Annotated in this window: 17 protein-coding genes; all 17 read right to left on the bottom strand. The window is 67.0% G+C overall.

Translation table 11 applies throughout. The features are described from left to right. Window positions 1-2 precede the first annotated feature (2 nt). The 17 genes from ABL838_RS01400 to tssA all read right to left on the bottom strand — a co-directional run bounded on the left by ABL838_RS01400 (window position 3) and on the right by tssA (window position 23,863). Entirely contained in the window at window positions 3-386 is a 384-nt protein-coding gene (locus ABL838_RS01400; RefSeq protein ID WP_418123770.1) for a DUF4150 domain-containing protein, read from the bottom strand. 44 nt (window positions 387-430) lie between these two features. Continuing rightward, entirely contained in the window at window positions 431-1,129 is a 699-nt protein-coding gene (locus tag ABL838_RS01395) for a DUF3540 domain-containing protein (RefSeq protein ID WP_418123769.1), read from the bottom strand. Continuing rightward, a complete protein-coding gene (locus ABL838_RS01390) occupies window positions 1,126-2,214 on the bottom strand; it encodes a pentapeptide repeat-containing protein (RefSeq protein ID WP_418118726.1) in 1,089 nt (362 codons plus the stop codon). Before ABL838_RS01390 ends, ABL838_RS01395 begins: the two co-directional genes overlap by 4 nt. After that, the gene (locus ABL838_RS01385) at window positions 2,211-4,877 is read right to left on the bottom strand and encodes a DUF2169 family type VI secretion system accessory protein (protein WP_418123768.1); all 2,667 of its coding nucleotides are present in this window, start codon (window positions 4,875-4,877) and stop codon (window positions 2,211-2,213) included. Before ABL838_RS01385 ends, ABL838_RS01390 begins: the two co-directional genes overlap by 4 nt. After that, window positions 4,877-5,311 (bottom strand): hypothetical protein, encoded by a 435-nt coding sequence (locus tag ABL838_RS01380; RefSeq protein ID WP_126022481.1) that lies wholly within the window; start codon window positions 5,309-5,311, stop codon window positions 4,877-4,879. Before ABL838_RS01380 ends, ABL838_RS01385 begins: the two co-directional genes overlap by 1 nt. 49 nt (window positions 5,312-5,360) lie before the next feature. Further along, window positions 5,361-7,688: a type VI secretion system Vgr family protein gene (locus ABL838_RS01375; RefSeq protein WP_418123766.1), complete on the bottom strand. Its 2,328-nt coding sequence runs from the start codon at window positions 7,686-7,688 to the stop codon at window positions 5,361-5,363. 39 nt (window positions 7,689-7,727) lie between these two features. Then, the gene (locus ABL838_RS01370; protein ID WP_418123765.1) at window positions 7,728-10,061 is read right to left on the bottom strand and encodes a type VI secretion system Vgr family protein; all 2,334 of its coding nucleotides are present in this window, start codon (window positions 10,059-10,061) and stop codon (window positions 7,728-7,730) included. A gap of 83 nt (window positions 10,062-10,144) precedes the next feature. Next, window positions 10,145-12,487, bottom strand: a complete 2,343-nt coding sequence (locus tag ABL838_RS01365) for a type VI secretion system Vgr family protein (RefSeq protein WP_184640468.1) — start codon at window positions 12,485-12,487, stop codon at window positions 10,145-10,147. A gap of 22 nt (window positions 12,488-12,509) precedes the next feature. Continuing rightward, window positions 12,510-15,260 (bottom strand): type VI secretion system ATPase TssH, encoded by a 2,751-nt coding sequence (tssH, locus tag ABL838_RS01360; RefSeq protein WP_418123764.1) that lies wholly within the window; start codon window positions 15,258-15,260, stop codon window positions 12,510-12,512. A gap of 124 nt (window positions 15,261-15,384) precedes the next feature. Then, entirely contained in the window at window positions 15,385-16,635 is a 1,251-nt protein-coding gene (tssG, locus tag ABL838_RS01355; RefSeq protein WP_418123763.1) for a type VI secretion system baseplate subunit TssG, read from the bottom strand. Further along, window positions 16,632-18,503: a type VI secretion system baseplate subunit TssF gene (gene tssF / locus ABL838_RS01350; RefSeq protein ID WP_126022487.1), complete on the bottom strand. Its 1,872-nt coding sequence runs from the start codon at window positions 18,501-18,503 to the stop codon at window positions 16,632-16,634. Before tssF ends, tssG begins: the two co-directional genes overlap by 4 nt. After that, the gene (gene tssE, locus ABL838_RS01345; RefSeq protein WP_126022556.1) at window positions 18,503-19,030 is read right to left on the bottom strand and encodes a type VI secretion system baseplate subunit TssE; all 528 of its coding nucleotides are present in this window, start codon (window positions 19,028-19,030) and stop codon (window positions 18,503-18,505) included. The genes tssF and tssE overlap by 1 nt, the downstream gene beginning before the upstream one ends. Before the next feature lie 8 nt (window positions 19,031-19,038). After that, window positions 19,039-19,902 carry a type VI secretion system accessory protein TagJ gene (locus ABL838_RS01340; protein ID WP_369660056.1) on the bottom strand — a complete coding sequence of 288 codons (864 nt, stop codon included), beginning with the start codon at window positions 19,900-19,902 and terminating at the stop codon, window positions 19,039-19,041. 134 nt (window positions 19,903-20,036) lie between these two features. Next, window positions 20,037-20,519 carry an Hcp family type VI secretion system effector gene (locus ABL838_RS01335; RefSeq protein WP_126022489.1) on the bottom strand — a complete coding sequence of 161 codons (483 nt, stop codon included), beginning with the start codon at window positions 20,517-20,519 and terminating at the stop codon, window positions 20,037-20,039. Window positions 20,520-20,568: 49 nt separating this feature from the next. Then, window positions 20,569-22,077, bottom strand: a complete 1,509-nt coding sequence (tssC, locus tag ABL838_RS01330) for a type VI secretion system contractile sheath large subunit (protein ID WP_019658415.1) — start codon at window positions 22,075-22,077, stop codon at window positions 20,569-20,571. Window positions 22,078-22,107: 30 nt separating this feature from the next. Continuing rightward, window positions 22,108-22,677, bottom strand: coding sequence for a type VI secretion system contractile sheath small subunit (gene tssB / locus ABL838_RS01325; protein WP_184640478.1), 570 nt, complete (start codon window positions 22,675-22,677; stop codon window positions 22,108-22,110). 85 nt (window positions 22,678-22,762) lie between these two features. Next, window positions 22,763-23,863, bottom strand: coding sequence for a type VI secretion system protein TssA (gene tssA, locus ABL838_RS01320; protein ID WP_418123762.1), 1,101 nt, complete (start codon window positions 23,861-23,863; stop codon window positions 22,763-22,765). Window positions 23,864-24,010 lie beyond the last annotated feature (147 nt).

The following is a 24,010-nucleotide window of genomic DNA, read 5'->3' as shown; positions in this document are numbered from 1 at the left end:
CCTCAGGCCGCCAGCACGAGGATCTTGGGCTGGCTCGGCACGATGCGCATGCCGAAGGCGTTGCCGCCGTTCTGGCGCGTGAGGCTGGTCACGCGTGTCTGCGGCGAACCCTTGATGCGCAGCGTGAACGCGCCGATGGTGTGCCGCGACTCCGACATCACGCGCGGCACCACGACGCCCAGGCCCACGCCGGCGTTGTCGCCGTTGGTCAGCGGGGTTGTGGTCGCGAGGTTGTGCGCGGGCGTGCACAGATAGAGGATGTTCCAGGCCTTCGGAATGGCGGTGCATCCCAGCGCGAAGTTCGGCCACGGAATGGGAACCATGGGCGATTTGCAGACATCGGGAAATGCGATGTCGATGCCCATGAGCTGGCAGTTGGCAAACATGCGGATTCTCCTTTGCGGGTTCTTTGCGGCTTTCCGGAATGCGGTCAGCCCATGTGGATCTGCTTGGCATCTGCCTTGACGAGATCGCGCGCCGTGATCACGGTGTTCTTGCCGTGCAGCCGGGTCATCTCGCTGGCGCGGTAGTCGATCTGGCCGGCCTGCACCTGGTCGATGCCTTCGGTCATGCGGAAGGCGCTCTTGCTTAGCTGCACCAGGCGGTCCACCACGACCTCGTAGACACGCCCGATCACGCGCATGCTGAACACGGTCGCCCGTGCTTCCTCGCCGCTGTAGTCGAGCCGGCCGATGCGGCAGCGCGCCTCGTCCGCGTCGATCTCGAGCTGCGGCCCGCTCAATGTGGTGCCATGGCCTGCCCGCAGGCTCAGCTGCGTGGCGCTTTCCATGCTGACCGCCCCACGGGCCGAGGCGAGCATCAGGTCGCCCTCGACTTCGACGCGCGCCACGCCGGGCTGGGCCTGCTCGGCCACCGCGGTGAGATAAAGGCGGCGTTCGTCGGGCCCGCTGACCAGCACCATGTCGCCGATCTCCGGACGCAGCAGGCAGCTGGCAGCGCGCAGGCAGCGCAGCACCCGGCCGTCGCTCTCGACGCCGTAGATGCCGCCCGGCAGCACCGAGGCGACCACGCCCAGCGCGTTGACCACCCCGCCCGCCGCAGCCGCAGGCGGCGGGCCCTCGACGGCCGCGGCGGGCCTGTGTGTTGTTCTCAGCGAAGCGACTGTCATGAGGAACCTCGTTTCGTCGTCGTCAATGGTTCGAAGCGGCGGCGCGCGGAAAACTCCTCGGCCGCGAAGAGTTCGGGCTCATTCGCCAGCAGGCCGCCCGGGTCGGGAATGCGCGTGCCTTCGAGCAGCGCACGGTGCACCTTGGTGCGCATCAGCGTAGCACCGTGGAAGTCGGCGTCGTGCAGGTCCGCGTAGGAGAAATCCGCATACGTGAGCCGGGCCTGCGTGAAGCGGGCCTCGCCGCAGCGCGCGCGGTGGAAGATGCATTGCTCCAGGTCGGCCGAGGAGAAATCGGCCTTCTCCAGCTTTGCGTCGATCCAGATGCTCTGCGTGAAGACGCCGGCCGTGCAGGCCGCGCCCGCGAACTGCACGAACGGAAAGAGGCACTGCTGCGCCTGGACGCGCCGCAGGTTGGCGCCTTCCATCAGGGCACCTTTGAAGTTGCAGCGCGCGAGCGATGCGCCTTCGAAGTCGCAGTGCCGAAGATCGGCGTCGGTGAACTGGCATGACTCGAAGCGCAGCCCGCGCAGCACCTGCCCCGACAGGTCGCACTCCGTGAAGATGGCCTTGTCGAAGTCGCAGCCGGCGAACACAGCGGTGCGCAGGTCGGCCTGGTAGAAGGTCGCCTTCGGCAGCGCAGTGCCCGTGAAATCGGTTCGCTCGAGCGTGCAGCCGTAGAAGATCAGCGATTCCGACACGGCACCGCGCAAGGACGCGCCATCGAGCGCGCAGTGATCGAAGCTGGCAACGCCGGCATCCACGCGCTGCATGCTCGCGCCCGACAGGTCGCAGCGATGGAAGGTCACGTCCCGGAGCACGGCATCGTCCAGCCCGGCGTCCGCCGCCTCGCAGGCATTGAAGACGCAGTCGGCCAAGTTGGAGGAGCCGAGGGCGGCGCCCTCGAACCGGCATTCGTCGAACACGCTCCCCTCCAGATTGGCGCCCTCCAGTTCGACGCCGGTGAAGTCGCTGTGCGCGAACAATCCGCCGGAGAGGTCGAGCCCGCGCAGGTCGAGGCCGCGCAGCGACCGCTCCCTGATCTCCTGTCCGCCCTTGACCATGGCCTGCAATCGCGTGGGTGTCATGCGGTCTTCTCTTCGGGCTTGCGCCGTGGCACCGTCTTGACCTGCTCGGTGTAGGCCTCGTCGAAGCGGGTCGTATCGTCGATCAGGCACTGCCCGAGGTCGGCCTGGAACAGGTTGGCCCGAAGGAAGTCGGCCGAAACCAGCACGGCCTTGTCGAGGTTCGCGGCAATGAGGTTGATGTCCACCAGCGAAGCCGCGGTGAGGTCGGTACGAACGAACATGCAGTTCATGGCGTCCGCACGGTGCAGCACGGCGCCGCGCATCGATGCGTTCGAGAAGTCGCTGTTGTCCAGCTTCGCCTGCGTGAAGTCGGCTTCGTCGAGCCGCGCGTCGCGCAGGCTGCAGTCGACCAGCGAAGCATCGCGGAAGCAGGCATGCCGCAGCACCGCCTCGCCCACGAAGCAGGTGCTGTCGATCCGCGCTGCCGAGAAGTCGATGCCGCCATCGCAGCGGGTGTCGGTCCAGTCGCAGGTCTCGAGCTGTGCGCCGATGAAGCTCAGCTCCTGTACCGCGCATTCGATCCACGATGCCTTGTACAGGCGCGCGCGGTCGAAGCGCACCACCCGCAGTTCGGTGCCGTCGTCGAAATCGACGGCCGAGAGCCTGGCATCCTCGAAGCTGCAGCCCTCGATGCGCGCCTGGCTCAGCACCAGGTTGTCCATGGCCGCTTCCGCAAAATCGCAGCCGCTCGCATGGAGCTGGTCGAGCGTGGTCCCGTCGAAGCGGGACCGGCTGAAGTCGGCCGATTCGGCATGCACAAGCGCCATGTTGGCCTTGGCGAAGTTCGCGCCCTGCAGCGAGGTGCGCACGAACCTGGCACGCACGAGCAGCGCCTGCGACATGTCGGCGTCGTCGAGGCAGCTGCCGGTGAAGTCCGCGGTTTCGAGCAGGGTCTCGTGCCAGCGCGTGCCGCGCAGGTCCATGCCGGAGAGATCGGCACCTGTCAGGTCCATGCCCGAAAAATCGCGCGAGCCCGCAAGGATGGAGGCGACCTGCTCGCGCACCCGTCGCGCCGCTTCCGAGGGCATGGGGTCGGCGGCGTCCTGGTATTGGGCCGTGCGCCGGTAGTTCGCGAGCAGCTTCTCGTCCGCCCCCTCGATCATCCGCTTCATCTGGGCCCTGGCTTCGGCCGTCATCGGGGTCGCACCGCCCGCATGGTTGTCGCTCGCCATTCGCTCGACGCGCGGCCACATGTCGAAGCGTGGCGGGCCCTTGGGCTTCGTCGAGGCGGCCTCGGCGACGAACGTGGATGTGTCGAAGCCGGCCTTGCGCGACTCGGGAGCATTGGCCTTTGCCGCACGGTCGATTTCCTCGCGGGCCTCGTCGAGCTTGCGGCGCTGGTCGGCGATCGACTGGCGCATCTTCGCGATGAAGGCGGGCAGCTCGTGCAGCGTCGGCAAGGCTGGGTCGGCGGGCACGGCCTTCTCGTATTCGGAAGTGTCCACGCCGGCCGCGCGGGCCTTCGCGTCCAACTCGGCACTCAGCTGCTGCGCGCGTGCCTGCATGTTGCGCTTGAGCGGACTCGGCGGCGGCATCGCCGCGTCGAGATCCGGCCACGGGCCGATGATGCGCTCCGGCATCAGCTGCTCGTCGCGCATGAAGTAGAGCGCGCGGTCTTCCGACTCGCAGCGCGTGACCAGCGTCTCCCGGTAGCCTTCGAGCGGAAGCGGCGCCTCGACGCCCTCCTCGAGCGCAACCATCGCATGGCTGATGTCGGCCGCGTCGTCCTCGGCGATCGGCGTCACGCCGTGAAAGATCAGGGCCACGCGTTCCAGGTGCGGAAAGAACCAGGCCGTGCTCAAGGCGAGCGGAAAGTCCTCCAGCGCCGCGCCGTCCAACGGGCGCGGATGATGCGCGCCGCGGACCACGAAGCCGCGCACGCGCCAGTCGGGCAGGCGTCCCGACAGCACGGGATGCACCGGGTGCATGTTGACGATCTCGAACGCGGCGCCCTCGAGGCCGCCTTCCGCCGGGGTGAGCCACTGGTCTTCGGGCGCGACGTTGAAGTAGCGCCAATCCATGTCGGAGGCATAGCCGGGAAACAGGTGCTGCTTCCAATGCTCGTCGTAGTTGCGCCCGAGGCGCGCCGCCCTCGAGGGACGGGTTTCGTCCAGGGCACCGAAGCCCGCGGGCGCGCGGACCTCGTCGGGCCGGTTCAGGCGCTGTGCAGGCAGTTCGATGTTCGGCAGGCGCCGCGTGCGAAGCCCGTTGACGACCTCGTCGTGCAGGCCGATGCCGACGGGGTTTTCCGCATGCCCGGGTCCGCCGAAGGCATGGCGCCAGTCGATGGGCATCGCATCGAAGGGCTGCGGCACGGTGGCCCGGCCGTCGAGCCAGAACCGGTCGCCCGATACGTGCAGCGTCTTGCGCCGGCCCTGCAGCTGCACCGAGACTGCGCACTGGGTCTTGTCCTGCTGGTGGTGCGTGTAGGCGTTGCCCGTGACGAGGAATTCGGGTCCGGCCTTGGGCATGCCCGCATCGAAGGCGAAGTCGTTGCCGAGCTCCGCGGCGAGGGTCTTCCAGATCTCGGGCTCAGGCACCAGGCGCGCGTCGGCGGCGAGGCCGTCCGCCATGGCGATCGCGGTCATCGAAAGCCAGTGGCGCTGGTCCTTCGGAAAGGGGCGGGTGAGCATGCTGACGCGCAGCGGCTTGATGATCTTCATCAGTCGGTACTGGGTATCTCGAGTTGCGTGCGATCTCGGTCGATCGCCACCTGAGGCGGCTCGTCGTCGGAATGGACCACGTGGACCTTGCGCCCCGCAGTGAAGTTGGCGATCAGCTCGGTGTCGATGAAGGTGCGCACGCTGGCGTCGCGGCGCTGGCCGGCGGCGTCGCTGAACGTCAGCCGCAGCTCCGCGGCGGCCATGTCGGCCGCATGACGCCCGCGCATGATGAGGCGGTCGGGCGGGCGCGCGATGCCGAGGATCTCGGCCTCGGTGCGCCGCCCATGGGCGCGCAGCTGCTCCCACAGCTTCTCCTCGCCGCGAAAGCGCGCGCTGGTGACCACGCTGCCGCCGATGAGCAGCACGGCCAGCACGACGGCGGCCAGCGCCACGAGGTCCCCGACGCTCATGCCGAGGATGTCGGCCCACTGCATGCGAGCATCCTTTCGATCCGGGGCATTGCGCAGCCGGGGGGCGCGCGCCTCATGTGTTGTTCTCCAGCCCGGTGCTGGTCGATTCGGTTCCGCCGGCGTTGGCGGTGACGACGCTCTTCTTCCTCTTCAGCGCCTTGAGCTTGGGCCTGTACTTGGCCTCCAGCCAGTTGACCCCGGAGATGTTCACGAACAGGCTCTGGATCAGCCAGTTGATGCCCGAGAACTGCATCTTGTTGCCATACCGGTCGAAGCTCCAGGCATAGGCGAGCGCCTGGCGCTTGGTGCCCTCCATCAGCATGCGCTGCCACCAGTTGTCGGTGTCGCCCTTCATGATCTGGGTGGGCGTGTTGTAGACGCTCACGGTCGCGTTGAGCTTGAAGTTCGTCACGTTGATCTCGGACGTCGTGCTGTTGTAGGTGATGTCGGGAGCGGTAACCGTCTTGGGGCCGGTGACCACCGTGTTGTCGGGACCGAGCACCAGCTTGCCGTCGATGGCATTGATGATCTCCACGCGGCCCGCGCACGTGATGCGGATGTCGGCACCGGTCACGAGGCGCAGCACCGCGCCATTGACGGTGACGATCACGTCGCCGTTGACGGTCTCATCGATGCCGCCGGTGACCGTGCGCCGCTCGCCGCCGCTGATGATCTCGGTGGCGCCGCCGGTGATGGTGCGCTTCTCGCCGTCCGATACGCTTTCGATCGCGCCGCCGGTCACGGTGCGCGTCTCTCCGCCATCGATGGTCTCCACTGCGCCCTGCGTGATGTGGCGCTCCTCGCCGGACTCGAAGGTGGAAGACTCGTGACCCTTGATCAGCGTGGTGCGCGTGCCGCCGGTGGTGTGGGTCTCGTCGGCCTCGACCTCGGTGTCGAGGTTGCGCTGCGCATGCAGCAGCACCTGCTCGGCGCCCATCCTGTCCTCGAACACGATGGCGTTGGCGTCCGCGGGTGTGCCGCCGGGGGTCGAGCGCGACACGATGCCGCTCTTGGTGGCTTCCGCTGGCAGGTCGAAGGGCGGCATGCAATCGGTGTTGTAGACACGCCCGATCACGATGGGCCGGTCCACGCGCCCGCCGATGAAGTCGACCACCACCTCCTGGCCCACGCGCGGCACGTGCACCGTGCCGAAGCCGTCCCCGGCCCAAGCCTGCGACACGCGCACCCAGGCAGAGCTGTCCTGGTTGGACTGCCCCTGGCGGTCCCAGCGGAACTGCAGCTTCACGCGGCCGTACTCGTCGGTCCAGATTTCCTGTCCGGCCGGGCCGACCACGGTGGCGGTCTGCGGCCCGGTGGCCAGGGGCATCGGCGTGCCGCGCGGCGCACGGAAAGGCAGTGCCGCGGGCTGCGCCACGAATCCGAAGCTGTAGCGCCCCCGGCCCTCGTCGCTCGCATAGCCGGCCTCGCGAAGGTCGTACGCCACCGACACCAGCAGGTATTCGCAGTTGTCGGCATCGCGCGGCGCGCCGCGCATCGTGAAGCGCCAGCCGGGCGCCATGCCGCGCACGGTGGCATGGCCGTCGCTGCGCTCCGACAGCGCCTGCGCCTCCTCGAGCCGCACGCGCGCGTAGTGCTCGCCCTGGCCCGGCGCTGCGTAATCGCCCATCCACTCGTACATGTCGTGGCCATCCTGGCTCGCGCCGATCGGCAACTTCCGCACGCTGAACATGTCGGCCCTGGGCATGGTGAAGTTGAAGTCGCCCACCGCATAGCTGCCGGTGCGCAGCTCGGCGCTGGGCTGCCAGGCATCGACGACCTCGAGGTCGTCCCCGATCGGACGGTCGGCCGCGAAGAAGTCGATGCAGCCGTAGTCGGGCAACTCGTCATGGCCGGAGATGTCGTCGGCCATCACCAGCGTGTGCTGGTTCCTCTCGTGCTTGAAGTAGTAGTAGATGCCTTCGAGCTCCATCAACCGGCTGACGAACGCGAAGTCGGTCTCGTTGAACTGCGCGCAGTAGTCCCAGGCGCGGTAGTCGCCGCAGAGCCGGTTCTCGAACACGAAGCCGTAGGCGTCCAGCACCTCTGCAATGATCTGCACCGCGCTCTTGCCCTGGAACACGCGGCTGTTGCTCGCCCGGGTGAGATACCAGAGCCACGGACGCACCGTCGCGCGGTAGATGGTGTGGCGAGTCCTTCCGCCCTCGCGCCCCACCACGGTGAAGCGTGCGACATGGCCGTGCAGGAAGCGCGGGGCGCCCGCGGTCCGTATCTCGAGCGCGAGCGGCTTGCCCAGCAGGGACTTCGCATCGATCGAGGCGTTGGCGCTCAGCAACTCGACCTCGAACTCGAAGAGCTGCGACAGTCCCTCGCTGCCTCGCATCGAGCGAAACAGCAGCTGGTCGTCACCCAGCGGGGTATGGGCGCGGACGATTCTGTCCATGGCGGCTTTCCTTTCCTGCGGCTTCGGCGGATCGGCTCTTCACTTCCGGTTCGTGGCCTTGTTGAGGGTGAACTTGATGCCCGACGGCTGTGCGATCTTCAGCCCGAAGATGTGGCGCTCCTTCGTGAGGGTCTTCATCGCGATCGGCGCGTCGATGATGAACTGGAGGGACCAGTTCGCGAACACGACGTTGAGCATGGTGTTGGCCGCCGAGAGCTGCACCTTCGCGCCATAGACGTCGGTCGCCCGCAGGAAGAGCCGGAAGCGCTTGTAGGTGATGCCGTTCCACAGCTTGTAGAGCCACGACTGGTCCGCCGCATTGCTGGTCTGGCTCGGCGTGTTGAACACCGACACGTTCGCATTCAACGTGTAGTTGGTGGTGTTGATGATGTAGTTGGTGGCGTTGTAGGTCATCGTCGGCGCGGACACGGTCTTGGTGCCGGTCACCGTCGTCAGGTGCGGCCCTATCACTAGCTTGCCGTCGAGGGCATTGATGATCTCCAGCCGCCCGCTGCCCGTGATGCGGATGTCCGCACCCGTGACCAGCCGCACGGCCGTGCCGTTGACCACCAGCAGCACGTCGCCGTTGACGGTCTCGACGATGCCGTCGTTCACCGTGCGGGTCTCGCCGCCCGTGATGATCTCCGTCGCGCCGCCGGTGATGGTGCGCTTCTCGCCATCGCTCACCGTCTCCGTCGCACCCCCCGCCACCGTGCGCTCCTCGCCGCCGTCGATGGTCTCCACCGCACCCGCGGTGATGTGCCGCTCCTCGCCCGACTCGTAGGTCGCCGACTCATGGCCCTTGATCAGCGTGGTGCGCGTCGCGCCCGTGGTGTGCGTCTCGTCCGCCTCCACCTCGGTGTCCAGGTTGCGCTCGGCATGCAGCAGCACCTGCTCGGCGCCCATCGCGTCCTCGAACACCAGCGCATTCGCGTTCGCCGGCGAACCGCCCTTGCTCGAGCGCGTCACCACACCGCTCTTCGTCGCCTCGCCTGGCAGCGAGAACGGCGGCATCTGGTCGGCGTTGTACACGCGCCCCACGATCACCGGCCGGTCGACCCGCCCCCCGATGAAGTCCACCACCACCTCCTGGCCGATGCGCGGCGTGAACACGCCCCCGAAACGCTCCCCCGCCCAGATGTGCGACACCCGCACGAAGCGCGAGCTGTTCTCGTTGCGCTGCCCGTAGCGGTCCCAGTGGAACTGCACCTTCACTCGACCGTACTCGTCCGTCCAGATCTCTTCTCCCTCGGGCCCCACCACCGTTGCGGTCTGCGGCCCGGCCATGCGCGGCAGCGGCGTCTGGCGTGGCGCGCGAAAGGGCTTGTCCGCCGGCTGCACGACGAAGTCGAAGTCGTAGTTGCCCTGCTGCGCGCCGCTCGCATAGCCGCCTTCGCGCAGCGCGTACGACACGGCCACGACCAGGTAGTCCTGGTTGTCGTCGCCGCGCGGGGCGTTGCGCAGCGTGAACCTGCCGCCCGGCGCCATGCCGCGCACCGTGGAGCGGCCCGCGCTCCGCACTGCCAGCGATTGCGCCTCTTCCAGGCGCATGCGCGCATAGTGCTCGCCGTCGCCGGCGGACGGGTAGTCGCCGAGCCATTCGTACATCTCGTGGTCGGCGTTATCGTAGTCGCCAGGCTGGCTGCGCACATTGATGAGGTCGCCCTTGGGCGTGGTGAAGTTGTAGTCGTCCACCACGTAGCGGCCGCTTCGCAGGTCCTCGGCGGGCTGCCACTCGCGGATCACTTCCATGTCTTCGGTGATGTCGCGGTCGGTGGCGAAATGGTCGATGCAGTCGTAGTCGGGCAGCGGCTCGTGCGCGCTCAGGTCGTCGGCGAGCACCAGCGTGTGCCGGCCGTTCTCGTGCCTGAAGTAGTAGTAGATGCCCTCGAGCTCCATGAGCCGGCTCACGAAGGCGAAGTCGCTCTCGTTGTACTGCGCGCAGTACTCCCACTGGCGGTAGCTGCCGCACAGCTTGTTCTCGACCGGAAAGCCGTAGCCGCCGAGCACCTCCTCGAGGATCTCCACCACCGTCCTGTCCTGGAAGATCTTGCAGTCGCTCGAACGCGTGAGATACCACAGCCACGGCCGCACCGACGCCCGGTAGATGGTATGGCGCTCGGTGTCGCCCTCGCGGCCGATCGCGGAGAACTGCACCACATGGCCGTCCAGGAACCGCGGCTCCTGCCCGGCGGTGAGGATCTCGAGCGTCAACGGCTTTCCCAGCATCGACCTGAGGTCGACCGTGGGATTCCGGCTCAGAAGATCCACCTCGAACTCGTACAGCTGCGACAACCCCTCGGTGCCCCGCATCGAGCGGAACAGCAGCTGATCGTCCCCCAGGGGGGTATGCGCGCGTACGACTCTGGCCATGAATGTCTCCTTGTCCTCTTTCTGCCCTGCCCTGCCCTTGCGCCGGAAGCTGCCGGCGGATTCTTCTTAGAGCGCCCCGCGCCTCAGTTCGTGCGGACCCAGAATGCCCCGTAGGCCAGGCGCAGGGCGCCTTTCGACAGGTGCTTGCCCACGATCTTCAGGTCCGCGAACGCGATCTTCTTCTGCCAGATGTTCTCGTTGGAGTTGACCACCGCCATGTTGACGAAGAGCCCGTTGATCGAAGTGAAGGTCCCCACCGACAGCATCACCTTGACGGCGTAGAAGTCGTAGGCCTGCGCCGTGAACTGGGACTTCTTGACCCACGACGCGTGATAGTTGGTCTCTCGCCAGTGGAAGTGGTCATCCGTGTTCACCGTGTGGTCCGGCACGTTGTAGACGATCACGTTGGCGTTCAGCGTGTAGTTGCTCGTGTTGAGCGTGTAGTTGGTCGAGTTGTGCACGATCGTGGGGGCGTCCACGATCTTGGGCCCGGTGACCACCGTGGTATCGGGACCGAGCACGATCTTGGTGTCGACGGCATTGACGATCTCGATGCGCCCGCCGCCCACGATGCGGATGTCCGAACCGCTCACGAGCCGGATCGTGCTGCCGTTCACCGTCAGCAGCACGCTGCCGTTGACGGTCTCGACGATGCCGTCGTTCACCGTGCGGGTCTCGCCGCCCGTGATGATCTCCGTCGCGCCGCCGGTGATGGTGCGCTTCTCGCCATCGCTCACCGTCTCCGTCGCACCCCCCGTCACCGTGCGCTCCTCGCCGCCGTCGATGGTCTCCACCGCACCCGCGGTGATGTGCCGCTCCTCGCCCGACTCGTAGGTCGCCGACTCATGGCCCTTGATCAGCGTGGTGCGCGTCGCGCCCGTGGTGTGCGTCTCGTCCGCCTCCACCTCGGTGTCCAGGTTGCGCTCGGCATGCAGCAGCACCTGCTCGGCGCCCATCGCGTCCTCGAACACCAGCGCATTCGCGTTCGCCGGCGAACCGCCCTTGCTCGAGCGCGTCACCACACCGCTCTTCGTCGCCTCGCCTGGCAGCGAGAACGGCGGCATCTGGTCGGCGTTGTACACGCGCCCCACGATCACCGGCCGGTCGACCCGCCCCCCGATGAAGTCCACCACCACCTCCTGGCCGATGCGCGGCGTGAACACGCCCCCGAAACGCTCCCCCGCCCAGATGTGCGACACCCGCACGAAGCGCGAGCTGTTCTCGTTGCGCTGCCCGTAGCGGTCCCAGTGGAACTGCACCTTCACTCGACCGTACTCGTCCGTCCAGATCTCTTCTCCCTCGGGCCCCACCACCGTTGCGGTCTGCGGCCCGCCAGTGCGTGGCAGCGGCGTCTGGCGTGGCGCCCTGAACGGCAGCGTGGTGGGCTGCACCACGAAGTTGAAGTCGTACCCGCCCGATTCGGCGCCGGTTGCGTAGCCGCCTTCGCGCAAGGCATAGGAGACGGCAACGATCAGGTGTTCCCGGTTGTCCTCACCGCGCGGCGAATTGCGCATCTTGAAGCTGTAGCCGGGGGCCATGCCGCGCACGGTGGCATGGCCGGCGCTGCGCTGCGCCAGGGCCTGCACTTCTTCAAGCCGCACTCGCGCGTAGTGCTCGCCGTCGCCGGGCGACGGATAGTCGCCCAGCCATTCGTAGATCTCGTGGTCGGCGTGATCGTGCTGCCTCGGCAGGGCCCGCACGTTCGACAGGTCGCCCTTGGGCGTGGTGAAGTTGAAGTCGTTCACGGTGTAGCTGCCCGAGCGGATCTCCTCGCTCGGCTGCCATTCGCGGATGACCTCCAGGTCCTCGTCGATGTCGCGGTCGGCCGCGAAGTAATCGATGGTCTCGTACCCAGGCATCGGCTGGTGCGCGCTCAGGTCGTCGGCAAGCACCAGCGTGTGCTGGTTCCTGTCGTGCTTGAAGTAGTAGTAGATGCCCTCGAGTTCCATGAGCCGGCTCACGAAGGCGAAGTCGCTCTCGTTGTACTGCACACAGTACTCCCACTGCCGGTAGTTCTCGCAGAGCTTGTTCTCGTAGGCGAAGCCGTAGTCGGAGAGTACCTCCTCGATGACTTCGACCACCGACTTGCCCTGGAAGATCTTGTTGTCGCTCGACCGCGTCAGGTACCAGAGCCACGGGCGCACGGTGGCGCGGTAGACCGTGTGACGCGAGGTGCCGCCTTCGCGCCCCACCGCGGCGAAGCGCACCACCTGGCCATTGAGAAAGCGCGGCGAACCGGCCACCGCCGTCTGGATCTCGAGCACGAGCGGCTTGCCGAGCATTGCCTTCAGATCCAGCGACGCGCTCGGACTCAGCAGGTCGACCTCGAACTCGAAAAGCTGCGACAAACCCTCCGTGCCCCGCATCGAGCGGAACAGCAGCTGGCTCTCGTCCAGTGGCGTGTGGGCTCGAACGACTCTGGCCATGGGGGTTGTCTCCTTCTATTTTTTACGCTTCGGAAAATTCGTAGCGGAAGTCGTCGTCCGCGGCGCTGAGCTGCACGCCGCTCAGCTTGCGCGCACTGACGGTGGCGCCGATGACTTCCTCGCTCAGGCGCGGAAGGATGGTGTGCGTGAGGATCGCGTCGATCATCCGGCCGCCCGATTCGATGGCGGTGCAGCGGCGTGCGACGAGCTCAACGGCGCTGTCGTCGTAGGCCAGTGCGATGCCGTGGTTCGCCTGCAGGCGCGTCGCGATGCGATCGAGCTGGAGGCGGATGATGCGATGCAACGCCTCTGCGTGCAACGGGTAATAAGGCACTACAACGAGGCGGCCCAGCAGCGCGGGCGCGAACACCTTGAGCAGCGGCTCGCGCAGCGCGGCGGCCAGCGGCTCGGGGTCGGGGCGCAGGGTCGGGTCTTCGCACAGCTGCATGACCAGGTCGGTGCCGACGTTCGAGGTCATGATGATCACGGTGTTGCGGAAGTCGATGTGGCGGCCTTCGCCGTCTTCCATCCAGCCCTTGTCGAAGACCTGGAAGAAGATCTCGTGCACGTCGGTGTGCGCCTTCTCGATCTCGTCGAGCAGCACCACGCTGTAGGGCCTGCGGCGCACGGCTTCGGTAAGCACGCCGCCTTCGCCATAGCCCACGTAGCCGGGCGGCGCGCCCTTCAGCGTGGAGACGGTGTGCGACTCCTGGAACTCGCTCATGTTGATGGTGACGAGGTTCTGCTCGCCCCCGTACAGCGCTTCGGAGAGCGCCAGCGCCGTCTCGGTCTTGCCGACGCCCGAGGGGCCGCACAGCAGGAACACGCCGACGGGCTTGTTGGGGTTGTCCAGCCGCGCGCGCGCGGTGCGGATGCGGCGCGAGATGGTTTCCAGCGCATCGGGCTGCGCGACCACGCGCGCCGAGAGAATCTCGCCGAGCTTGAGCACCGATTGCGCGTCGTCGCGCACCATGCGGCCGATGGGAATGCCAGTCCAGTCGGCCACCACGGTGGCGACAGCCTGCGCATCGACGGCGGCGAGGATGAGCGGCGACTCGCCCTGCAGCTGCGAAAGCCTGTCCTGCGCTTCGTTGAGTTCGGCGCGAATTTCGTCGGGCGTGCGCTGGGGTTCGGCGGGAGGCGTATCGGGGTCCACGTCGGCATTGGCCGCGGCTTCGACATCCTCGGCGCCTTCCGCGTCCGATGCCTCGGCCTGAGCTTGCGGCACTGCCGCCGGCGAGAGCTGCTTGCGCAGCGCGACGATGCGCTCGACCAGCGCGCTTTCTTCCACGCGCCGCTTCTCCAGCACCTCGAGCTCGGCCTTCGCCTGCTCGACCTGCGCCGCGATGTCTTCCACGCGCTGGTGCTCGCCCACGCCGATGGCGGCCTCGCGCCCCGCGATGCCCGACTCGATGCCCAGCACCTCGATGCGGCGCTGCAGGTCTTCGATGGCGGCGGGCAGGGCATGCTGGCTCAGCGCCACGCGCGCGCATGCGGTATCGAGCAGGCTCACGGCCTTGTCGGGCAGCTGGCGCGCGGGAATGTAGCGGTGCGACAGGCTCACGGCCGCCTCGAGCGCGGCGTCGAGGATGAGCACGCCGTGATGCTTCTCGAGCTCGGCAGAGATGCCGCGCAGCATCAGCACCGCCTTGGGCTCGGTGGGCTCGTGCACCTGGATGGTCTGGAAGCGCCGCGTGAGCGCCGGATCTTTCTCGATGTACTTCTTGTATTCAGACCAGGTGGTCGCGCCGATGGTGCGCAGCCGCCCGCGTGCGAGCGCGGGCTTGAGCAGGTTGGCCGCGTCGCCGGTGCCGGCCTGGCCGCCCGCGCCCACCAGCGTGTGCACCTCGTCGACGAAGAGCACGATGGGCTTCGGACTCTTCTCGACTTCGTCGATCACCTGGCGTAGCCGCTGTTCGAACTCGCCCTTCACGCCCGCGCCGGCCTGCAGCAGCGTGGGGTCGAGCACCCACAGCGACACGTCCTTCAGCGAGGGCGGCACGTCGCCCGCGGCGAGGCGCGAGGCCAGGCCTTCGACCACCGCCGTCTTGCCGACGCCGGCCTCGCCGGTGAGCAGCGGGTTGTTCTGGCGGCGGCGCATCAGGATGTCGATGATCTGGCGGATCTCGTCGTCGCGGCCGTAGACCGGATCGAGCTCGCCCGCGCGCGCCTTGGCAGTGAGGTCGCTCGCGTACTTGGCGAGCGCGGAACCACCGGCTGCGGGGCCGTCGCCCTGGTGGTGCGCCGCGGCCGGCGCGCCGCCTGCTGCGCTGGCCGCAGCGGCATCGAAGTCGTCTTCGGGCGAGCCTTCGGTCCACGAGGCCAGTTGAGCCACCAGCACGTCGGGCACGATCTTGTCGAACTCGCGCGAGATGCCCGAGAGCACCTGCCGCAGCCCCGGCGTCTTGATGATGCCCGCGAGCAGGTAGGCGCCGCGGATCGAGGTGGCCTCGAAGCGCAGGCTCGCATAGACCCACGCGCGCTCCACGGCGTTGTCGACGTGCTCGGAGATGTCGCTGATCGAGGTGGCGCCGTGCGGCAGCCGGTCGAGGGCGCGCACCAGGTCCTGCTCGACCGCGTCGAGGTTGAGCCCCGCGCGCCTGATGATGCGCAGCATGTCGCTGTCCTGCTGCTGCATGATCTGGTGCAACCAGTGCACCAGCTCGACGTAGGCGTTGCCGCGCAGCTTGGCAAAGGCGGTGGCGGTCTCCAATGCCTTGTAGAGCATCGGATTGAGCTTCGAGAACAGAGAGACGCGGCGGATGTCGGTCATGGATTAAAGCTAACCCCCAGTCTTCGCGCACTTCGTGTCGCTACGCCAACCCCCTTGCAGCGGGCAACACCGGTGGCCCGGCAGAGCCGGTTCCACGGTGTTTCCCGAAAAGACCGTGATGTGGTCATGTCGTCGGCGTCTCGCGCGAAGTTGCGGAAGAGCGGGTAAGGAATGCATCGGTAGGAGCCGCCGATGCGGAACGGGAAAACAATGCTTCGGGCTGGAACAGCATGTCGCCAGCGTCGGTGTCGGACATGCGCGTGCCCAGCCAGCTGCCCCAGCCCAGCCGCTGGTTGCTGTTGAGCCGCATGCCGTGCGCGTCCTGCTTCTTGAGCACGAGCCGCAGCTCCCACGCGAACTCGATGCCGACGTACTGGCGCACCCAGTCGACCACCTGCTGCAGGCGCTTGCTGCCCGGCAGGAACTCGCGGTACTGCTCCTGCGAGAGCGGCCCGAGTTCGACGCGGAACTTGCTCTGCGCGTCGCGCACCGCGAGGCCGATGGTGGCGCCGCCTCCGAGCCGGTGGTTGCGCCCGAGCGTGCCGATGCGGCTGACCTGGCGCTCGTCGATCATCACCCAGTCGCTCACGAACTCGTCGATGCGCACCGGCGCGTCGAAGTAGAGCCGCATGATCTGGATCAGCCCTTCGGGGTTGCGCGTCTGGCGAACGAGGTGGCCCGCCATGAAGGTGCGCGCATGGTCGGCGATGCGGTCGCGCTCCTTGAGGCCGGGCTGGCCCATGTTCATGAGGCTCGCGACGTAGTCGACGAAGCGGTGGCCATCGGTGCGGTCCAGGCTGTTGACCGACTGGGCGTCGGCCCAGGCCCGATAGAACAGCAGGATGAGCCTGTGGTGGAACAGGTCGGCGAACGCGCTGATGGTGTTGTCGGCGTGGTGCCGCTTGCGCTCGCGCGCGTACTCTGTCAGGTGCAGCGGCAGCGGGCCGTTGGGGCCGAACAGGCCGAAGCCGTAGATCGAGATGCGCGGCGGCCCGTCGCCGTCGGCCTCGACGCCCGAGACGTTCGATGGCGCGAAGGCCATCGAGGGCTCCTGCCCGAGGCGCAGCGGCTCGTCGAGCGGGCGTGGCGCACGGCCCAGCAGCGGATGGTCGTCCTGCGCGTCCAGGCGGCGCAGCAGCATGAAAAGGTCGTGCTCGAAGGGCTGCTCGAGCAGCCTGGCCCAGAGCTCCGGGTCGGCCTGCGCGATCCCGCGCGCGGGGGGCAGGCCTGCTCCTTGCGCGGACGCTTGGAGGACCTCGTGATCGACGGCGATCTCTGCCGCGTCCGGCACCATGCCCTGCGCATGTCCGGCCGAAGCGGCTTCCTGCTGCTCCTGGTGCTGCTGCACCGCGTCGGTGAAGCCCGTTTCGCTCATACGGCGGGGCGGCGTCCCACGCGCGGGGTCCAGCGCGCGATTTCGCCGCGCTGCAGGCTGGCCAGCGCGAATTCGGTGAACGCGTTGAGCGACACGTGGCGGCTGAAAAACTGCTCCAGCACCGCGCCGAAGAGATACGGGCTCGCGCCCGAGAACGCGACCTCGTCGATCTTGAGCGCGATCTCCACGCCACGGCCGAACACGATCGGGCCGGGCTCGGGCAGGCGGCGGAACACCGGCGCCAGCGCCATCGAGCGCACGCCCTGGATCTGGCGGCGCACCGAGGGGTCGGCGAGGTTGCCGTACAGGTCGAGCATCTCGCGCAGCGCGGCCGCGCCCTGCGTGGGGTCGACGTCTGTGAGGCTCAGGTAATTGAGGCCCAGGTGGCTGATGAGGCGCCAGGTGAGCGCGCCCTCGGCCAGCGCCGGGTAGGGCCGCGAAGGCCCGCGCAGGATGCGGATGGAGCGAACGGGCGCGGACACGCGCAGCGTGAAGTCGGATTCGAGCCCGGTCGGCAGCAGCAGCGGCAGGTCGCGGTTGGTGCACAGCGCGTCGAGCGTGATGTGGCGCAGGCTGTGCGGGAACGGCGCGTCGTGCTGGTCGACGAGCGACACATAGACCTCGCTGCCGGTGTAGCTGGTGCGCGTACCCTGCGCGCGCGCGCGGTCCGACACGAGGCGCGGTTCGCGGCGCAGCGAGAAGTAGGCGCCGAAGTCGCCATCGTCGGCCGCGAAGGAGCCGAGGAAGGGCCGGAATTCGCGCTCCTCCGAGCCGTTGGCCATGTGGCCGGTGACGCGCTCTACCGTGAAGATCTCGAAGTCGCGCGGACGCGTGCGGTCGATCACCGCATGGTGCTCGTGCTGGCCCGGCCCCACCGGAATGCGGTCGCTGCGGCGCGGCACGAGGTTGATGATGGGCGTGCAGAACAGCGAGAAATGCTTGGCGTCGACCAGGCGTTCGAGGTCGGCATCCGCGCGGTCGAGCAGGATCACGATTTCCATCGTCGTGCCGCCCATGGCCGCGACCGCCGCACGCAGCTTGTTCACGCTGAAGAACAGGTAGCGGTCGGGGAAGGCGAAGTACTCGTGCAGCAGGCGGTAGCCCTGGAACGAACGCGCGTCATAGGGCAGCAGCGCCTGGTCGGGCTCGAAGCCCTCGTGCCTGATGGCATCGTCACCCAGCGGCACGATGCGCGCCGTGGTGCCGGGCCCGCTGCGGCACACCACGCCGACGCTGTGGTGCGTCGCGAGTTCGAGCATGCGTAGCGCATGCAGCTCCGCGCCCGAGAGGAAGAATTCGAGCCGGTCCAGCGGCATGTCGGCAAAGCGCGCGCCGCCCACTGCTTCGAGCTTGATGGTGATGGCGCTCTTCGCCTGCCGGGCGACCATGGGCATCGCATGCGCGATCTCCGCCGGCACCGGGCCGATGCCGGCCTCGGCGATGCGGATGGGCCACAGCGTGACGGCATGGCCGGTGCGGAACTCGCAGGCCGTCTGCTCGCCCTTGATCATCCGGCCGCGCAGGATGGTGTGGCGCGGCAGTTCGTAGCCCGCCTTCAGCGAGCCTTCGTTGAGGTTGCCGTCGATCTGCACCACGGCCATGGCGGGCAGCGGTGCGAGGAAGTTGGGGTACACCACTTCGAGCAGCCGCTGCGAGAAGCGCGGGAACTCGGCGTCCATCTTGAGCTGGATGCGCGCGGTGAGGAAGCTGAAGCCTTCGAGCAGCCGCTCCACGTACGGGTCGCTGACCTCGATGCCTCGCATGCCGAGGCGGCCCGCGATCTTCGGGTAGCGCTGCGCGAACTCGGCCCCGAGCTCGTGCATGTAGGTGAGCTCGCGGTTGTAGTAATCCAGCAGCCGGGCATCCATCAGAGGCCTCCGGTAGGCCGAAGGACCATGTGCCCGCTTTCGAGATCGAGTTCGGAACGCAGGATGAATTCGATGGGATACGGCACCGACCACAAGGTGCCGCGGATCTCCAGCGCGAGCAGGTTGTGGTGCTCGAGGTCGGTCGCATCGGTCACGCAGCGCACGTCGATGCTGTCTTTCATGATGCGCGGTTCGAAGTCGATGATGGCCGCGCGGATGGCGGCCTCGACATCGGCGAAGTCGACTTCGGACATGCGCCCGCCGGCCCAGCCGCGAACGCCGAAGTTCAGCACCGAGCGGCGCGCGCGCGGCATGGTGTTGATGTTGTGCTCGGCGCCGAAGTTGGTCGTGTTGAGCAGCCACTGCAGGTCGCGCAGCACCGAATCGCGCAGCAGCCTGCCGCTCATGAGGAAGGCCCCCGCGCGCTCCTGTCGGGTCTGCGGCGCCTTGTCGGTGAGGCGGTCGAGCAGCACCGGCTGCAGGCGGTCGCGCGCGACGCTTTCCTGCTGGTCGCCGTCGGTGTCCATCATTCCGCTCATCCGGCGCTGCCCTCGCGCGAGAACTCGATGAGGCGCAGGTCGAGCAGCGAATGGTCGCCGGCCTCGCTGATCAGCGTGCGCTGGCCCAGGCCTGCGTACTGCTCTTCGCCGGCCAGCGGCAGCCAGTCGGTGCGGCGGCCCAGCGCGGCCTCGTCGTCGAGGCCCTCGAGCTGGCCCGGATAGCGCACCGGCACCAGGCCGTTGAGCGCGCGGCCGTCGTGCAGTTCGAATTCGGTGGGAGCCCACAGCAGGTCGACGAGGTGCTGCGGCCGGGAAAACTTGACGCGGCGCACTTCCGTCAGCGGCAGCCATGCGTAGCCCGAGGGCGTGAGCAACTCGAACACGGTACCGATGCGCACGTCGCCGTCGCAGAGCCATTCGAAATCGCTGTGCTGCACCGGCTCGCCATCAAGCGCCTGCACGGCACGCGAATCGGAACGGTCGACGCTGGTGAGCCTGCCATGCAGTGCGGGCGCGGCCTGCCGCGCGCTTTCGCGCAGGGCTGCGGCTTCCTCGGCACGATCCGCTGGCAGGGCTGCGGCGGCGATCAACTGCTCGACCCATTCGGCATTGCCGCCGACGATGGCCGGAGCACGTCCGCCCGACCAGAACTCGCTGCGGTGGCGTTCGCCCGAAAGCGCCATCGAGCAGGTGACGCTGGCGGGCGTGAAAGTGGGATCCAGCTTGGTGGCGAGCTTGAGCTGGTCCTCGGCCCGCTGCCACTCTCCACGCAATGCGAGAAAGTGGCACAAGGCAAGACGCAAGCCTGCATTCTGGGGATTGGAGCGGATCTGCCGCTGTACCCATTCGGTGTGCTCGGCCACTGAGCGCTCGCCCAGTACTGCAAACCCATCGCCCATGAAGCTTCCTCGCTGACTTGCTGGCACGCGGCGCGAACGTTGAGAAGGCCGCCGTGCGAAGGACGGCCGTGGAGGCCGTCGGGAAAAACGTCGCGGCCGGCCCGAAAGGCCGGCCGCGCATCGGGAAAAGGAGATCAGGACTCCTTGTTTTCCTTGATGTTCCAGGCCAGGACCGTCTCGGCGCCCTTGCCGCCCTTGTCGGTCTGTTCCCAGTACTGCTGCTTCACCTTGGCGGCTTGGAAGGCGTACTGCACGAACACGGCGTCCGAGCCCTGTTCGGCGGTGTACTGCACCGAGGTCACCAGCACTTCTTCGAGCGTGACGCGCGTGTACTCGATCTGCGAACCACCGGCCTTGCACACCGACACTTCCACCTTGCCCAGGTGCTTGCCGCTCGCGCAGTTCTTCATCACCGAAGGCGCCGCCTTGTCGATGCGCGCCAGAACCTGCAGGTCGTTGAAGCTGGCCTTGCCAACGCCACCGCCACCGCCGCTGACCATGTTGCCAGGCTGCGTTGCTCCCCACGCAAACGACTTGATGTCCGTCCACTCCTTGTGGTTCGAGTCCTTCGATTCGCCGTTTGCGCCTTCAACGCGCATGAACATGTCTACTGCCATGATTTAAACCCCCAGAGTTATTTGCGCCCGATTCCGGGACGCCGTTGAATTAGCTGCTGTCCTTCTTGTTGGATGGCAGCTTCGAAACCAGCCGCAACGACACCGTCAGCCCTTCGAGCTGATAGTGCGGCCGGAGAAAAAACTTGGCGGCGTAGTAGCCGGGGTTGTCCTCGATGGCTTCCACCTGGACTTCCGCCGCCGCCAGCGGCTTCATTGCCTTCGTGTCCTGCGACGAGGTGCCGGGGCTGCCGTCGACGTAGTTCATGATCCAGTCGTTGAGCCAGCGCTCCATGTCCTCGCGCTCGCGGAACGAACCGATCTTGTCCCGCACGATGCACTTCAGGTAGTGCGCGAAGCGGCAGCAGGCGAACAGGTACGGCAGGCGTGCCGCGAGGTTCGCGTTGGCCGTGGCGTCGGCGTCGTAGTACTCGGCCGGCAGCTGCAGCGACTGCGCGCCGATGAAGGCCGCAAAGTCGGAGTTCTTGCGGTGCACCAGCGGCATGAAGCCGTTCTTGGCGAGCTCGGCCTCGCGGCGGTCGCTGATGGCGATCTCGGTCGGGCACTTCATGTCCACGCCACCGTCGTCGGTCGGGAAAGTGTGCGTGGGCAGGTTCTCGACAGCGCCGCCCGATTCCACGCCACGGATCGACGTGCACCAGCCGTACTGCTTGAACGAGCGGTTGATGTTCACGCCCATCGCATAGGCCGAGTTGGCCCAGGTGTAGCGGTTGTGGGCTGCCGAGTCGGTCTCTTCCTCGAACTCGAACTCGTCGACCGGGTTGGTGCGCGCACCATACGGCAGGCGAGCCAGGAAGCGCGGCATGGCCAGGCCGATGTAGCGCGCGTCTTCCGAGTCGCGCAGCGAGCGCCATGCGGTGTGTTCGGTGTTCTGGAAGATCTTGGTCAGGTCGCGCGGGTTCGAAAGCTCCTGCCACGAATCCATCTGCATCACGGTGGGCGAAGCGCCGGCGATGAAGGGGCAGTGCGCGGCCGCGGCGATCTTGGCCATTTCGCCGAGCATCTCGACGTCGGGCGGGCTGTGGTCGAAGTGGAAGTCGCCGATCAGTGCGCCGAAGGGCTCGCCGCCGAACTGGCCGTACTCGGCTTCATAGATCTTCTTGAAGAGCGGACTCTGGTCCCAGCCGATGCCCTTGTGGCGCTTGAGCGAGCGAGCGACTTCACGCTTGGATGCGCACATCACGCGGATCTTCAGCTGCTCGTCGGTCTCGGTGTTGTTCACCAGATAGTGCAGGCCGCGCCATGCGCCTTCGAGCTGCTGGAACTCCTCGTGGTGCAGGATCTGGTTGATCTGCTCCGAGAGCTTGCGGTCGATCTCGGTGATGATGGCCTGAACGGTGCGGTACGCATCGTTGGAGACCGTGACGGTGCTTTCCAGCGCCTGCACGGCCAGCGTCTTGACGGCGTTTTCCACCGCCTCGCGGGCCTGGTCGGTCTTGGGCTTGAACTCGCGCTGCAGCAGGTTCGAGAACTCGTTCGGCTCCAGCGTCTCGACGGAAGCCGGTGCGCGCGCGGTGGTCTGTTTGGGGGCGGTGCTCATGATGATGGCGGTCCTTGCTGCTGCTCGCGCTTATTCGGAAGACGTGCCGGGCGTGCCGGCCTTTTCGTTCGCGGCTTCCACTGCCTTTGCAACGGCGGGGTTCGGGGCCGATGCCAACGACTTCAGCAGTGCCGGGTTCTGCAGCGCCTGCGCGATCAGCTGTTCGGCGCCGTTCTTGCCGTCCATGTACGACAACAGGTTCGACAGTTCGGTGCGCGCCTCGAGCAGCTGCTGCAGCGCGCCGACCTGGCGGGCGATGCGCGCGGGCGAGAAGTCGTCCATGCTGTCGAAGGTGATGTCGACGTTCATCTGGCCGTCGCCGGTGAGCGTGTTGGGCACCTGGAAGGCAACGCGCGGCTTGATGGCCTTCATGCGCTCGTCGAAGTTGTCGATGTCCACCGCCATGAACTCTCGTTCGGCGAGGTCGGGCATCGGGTCGATCTGCTTGCCCGCGAGATCGGCGATCACGCCCATCACGAAGGGCAGCTGGATCTTGCGCTCGCTGCCGTAGATCTCGACGTCGTACTCGATCTGCACACGCGGCGCGCGGTTGCGCGCAATGAACTTCTGACCACTGTTTCTGACACGGTTGTCTGCCATAAGCTTCCTCTTGAATCTGTAATGCGTGTGGGTACGACCCCCGGCCGGCCTCTCGGCTCGCGGGGCCCGCGACGGCCTCCGCCTGTTACTCCGCGCTGCCCCCGTTCAACGGACGTCCTGCAAGGCTCTCTATCTTTTGCAATCCCTCTGGCACGAGCTCTTCGATGATCTGGAAGAAGTTGAGATCCAGCAGCCGCTGCGCCCTGCGTATGAGCATGGGCGCAGGATGGCTGGGCTCCGTGCGTTCCATGAACTGGCAAGCCTTCTCGAGCAGCACCTGCACATCTTCACGGCTCGATATTTCAATATCCTTAATAAATACCTGACGTAGGCCGGTACCGACATTTGCAGCAGTACCGCCAACAGCACCATTCGCCACGGTCCCGGCCGCACCGCCCTCTTGCGCAACGGCTTCGGCGTGGGTTTCGCCGGCCACTGTCGCCTCGACATGCGCCTGCTCCGGCAACAGTTGGGCAACGGTGCGCAACGAACGCTCGAGCCGCGAGAAATCGGGCGCCCAGCTCTGTCCCAGCGCGCGCTCGCAGGTCTCGCGAATTCGCTGCAGCAACTCCAGCGCCGCGCGCAATGCCACCACAGGTGGCGCCGCCTTGTCCTGCGCTCGCCGCACCGCGTCCTTCAACCGGCCGATACCGCCGGGGTAATCGATCTGATGATCGGTCTTGCTCGAATCGAGCAAGGCCTCGACCTGGCGCAGGCTCATCGACGCGCCTGCGCCTTCGTCGAGCAGCCGCGCATCGCGCACGCTGCGTCCCAGTCCTTCGGCTTCGGCCAATGCGGCCAGCGCATTCATGCGCGGCAGCGGGTCTTCGAAGCCGTCGTCGACGACGCGTGGATGCACGTCGTCCCAGAATCTCTGAAGCACGACGTCGACGAGTTGCAGACCTTCTACATACCCGGGCAAGCCTCGGCTCTCGGTCCAGGCCAGCGTGAGAGGCACCAGCACGCGCAGGTCTCGCGTACGCGAGCACAACTGCTTCGCGATGCGTTCCACACGGGCCCAATCGGGCGGCTCGGCGGGGATGATGGTCGAGCCGAACTGCTGTTCGCGCTTGCCCGCCGTCGCCTGGTGCAACGCCATGAAATCGGGGTCGTATTCCAGGTCTTCACCGCAAGGTAGCGGGCCCTCGACGGGCTCCTGCAATAGATCGATCTCGCTCTGCGCCAACCTCTACTCCCCTCGTTCAAACGTTTCTTAACAGCAGCAATCTTGAGGGGAACAAGTGATGCGGTCAACAGCAACAGATTGCAACACGACTCGTATGAATTACTAAGGAGTACACCCCTTTTTGAAACTCATACAGAACGCCTACAT

Origin of the sequence: Variovorax sp. 160MFSha2.1 (assembly GCF_048305075.1) — a bacterium.
GTDB lineage: Bacteria > Pseudomonadota > Gammaproteobacteria > Burkholderiales > Burkholderiaceae_C > Variovorax > Variovorax guangxiensis.
The sequence above is the reverse complement of the archived record's forward strand: the minus strand, read 5'-3'. Positions and strand labels throughout refer to the sequence as shown.

Excerpts from the sequence above, each read along its gene's own strand:
- tssG (WP_418123763.1), bottom strand. The coding sequence starts at position 16,635 with ATGAGCGAAACGGGCTTCACCGACGCGGTGCAGCAGCACCAGGAGCAG.
- ABL838_RS01335 (WP_126022489.1), bottom strand. The coding sequence starts at position 20,519 with ATGGCAGTAGACATGTTCATGCGCGTTGAAGGCGCAAACGGCGAATCG.
- tssE (WP_126022556.1), bottom strand. The coding sequence starts at position 19,030 with ATGGACACCGACGGCGACCAGCAGGAAAGCGTCGCGCGCGACCGCCTG.
- tssB (WP_184640478.1), bottom strand. The coding sequence starts at position 22,677 with ATGGCAGACAACCGTGTCAGAAACAGTGGTCAGAAGTTCATTGCGCGC.
- ABL838_RS01370 (WP_418123765.1), bottom strand. The coding sequence starts at position 10,061 with ATGGCCAGAGTCGTACGCGCGCATACCCCCCTGGGGGACGATCAGCTG.
- ABL838_RS01395 (WP_418123769.1), bottom strand. The coding sequence starts at position 1,129 with ATGACAGTCGCTTCGCTGAGAACAACACACAGGCCCGCCGCGGCCGTC.
- tssF (WP_126022487.1), bottom strand. The coding sequence starts at position 18,503 with ATGGATGCCCGGCTGCTGGATTACTACAACCGCGAGCTCACCTACATG.
- ABL838_RS01365 (WP_184640468.1), bottom strand. The coding sequence starts at position 12,487 with ATGGCCAGAGTCGTTCGAGCCCACACGCCACTGGACGAGAGCCAGCTG.
- ABL838_RS01390 (WP_418118726.1), bottom strand. The coding sequence starts at position 2,214 with ATGACACCCACGCGATTGCAGGCCATGGTCAAGGGCGGACAGGAGATC.
- ABL838_RS01400 (WP_418123770.1), bottom strand. The coding sequence starts at position 386 with ATGTTTGCCAACTGCCAGCTCATGGGCATCGACATCGCATTTCCCGAT.
- tssC (WP_019658415.1), bottom strand. The coding sequence starts at position 22,077 with ATGAGCACCGCCCCCAAACAGACCACCGCGCGCGCACCGGCTTCCGTC.
- ABL838_RS01380 (WP_126022481.1), bottom strand. The coding sequence starts at position 5,311 with ATGCAGTGGGCCGACATCCTCGGCATGAGCGTCGGGGACCTCGTGGCG.
- ABL838_RS01375 (WP_418123766.1), bottom strand. The coding sequence starts at position 7,688 with ATGGACAGAATCGTCCGCGCCCATACCCCGCTGGGTGACGACCAGCTG.
- ABL838_RS01340 (WP_369660056.1), bottom strand. The coding sequence starts at position 19,902 with ATGGGCGATGGGTTTGCAGTACTGGGCGAGCGCTCAGTGGCCGAGCAC.
- tssH (WP_418123764.1), bottom strand. The coding sequence starts at position 15,260 with ATGACCGACATCCGCCGCGTCTCTCTGTTCTCGAAGCTCAATCCGATG.
- ABL838_RS01385 (WP_418123768.1), bottom strand. The coding sequence starts at position 4,877 with ATGAAGATCATCAAGCCGCTGCGCGTCAGCATGCTCACCCGCCCCTTT.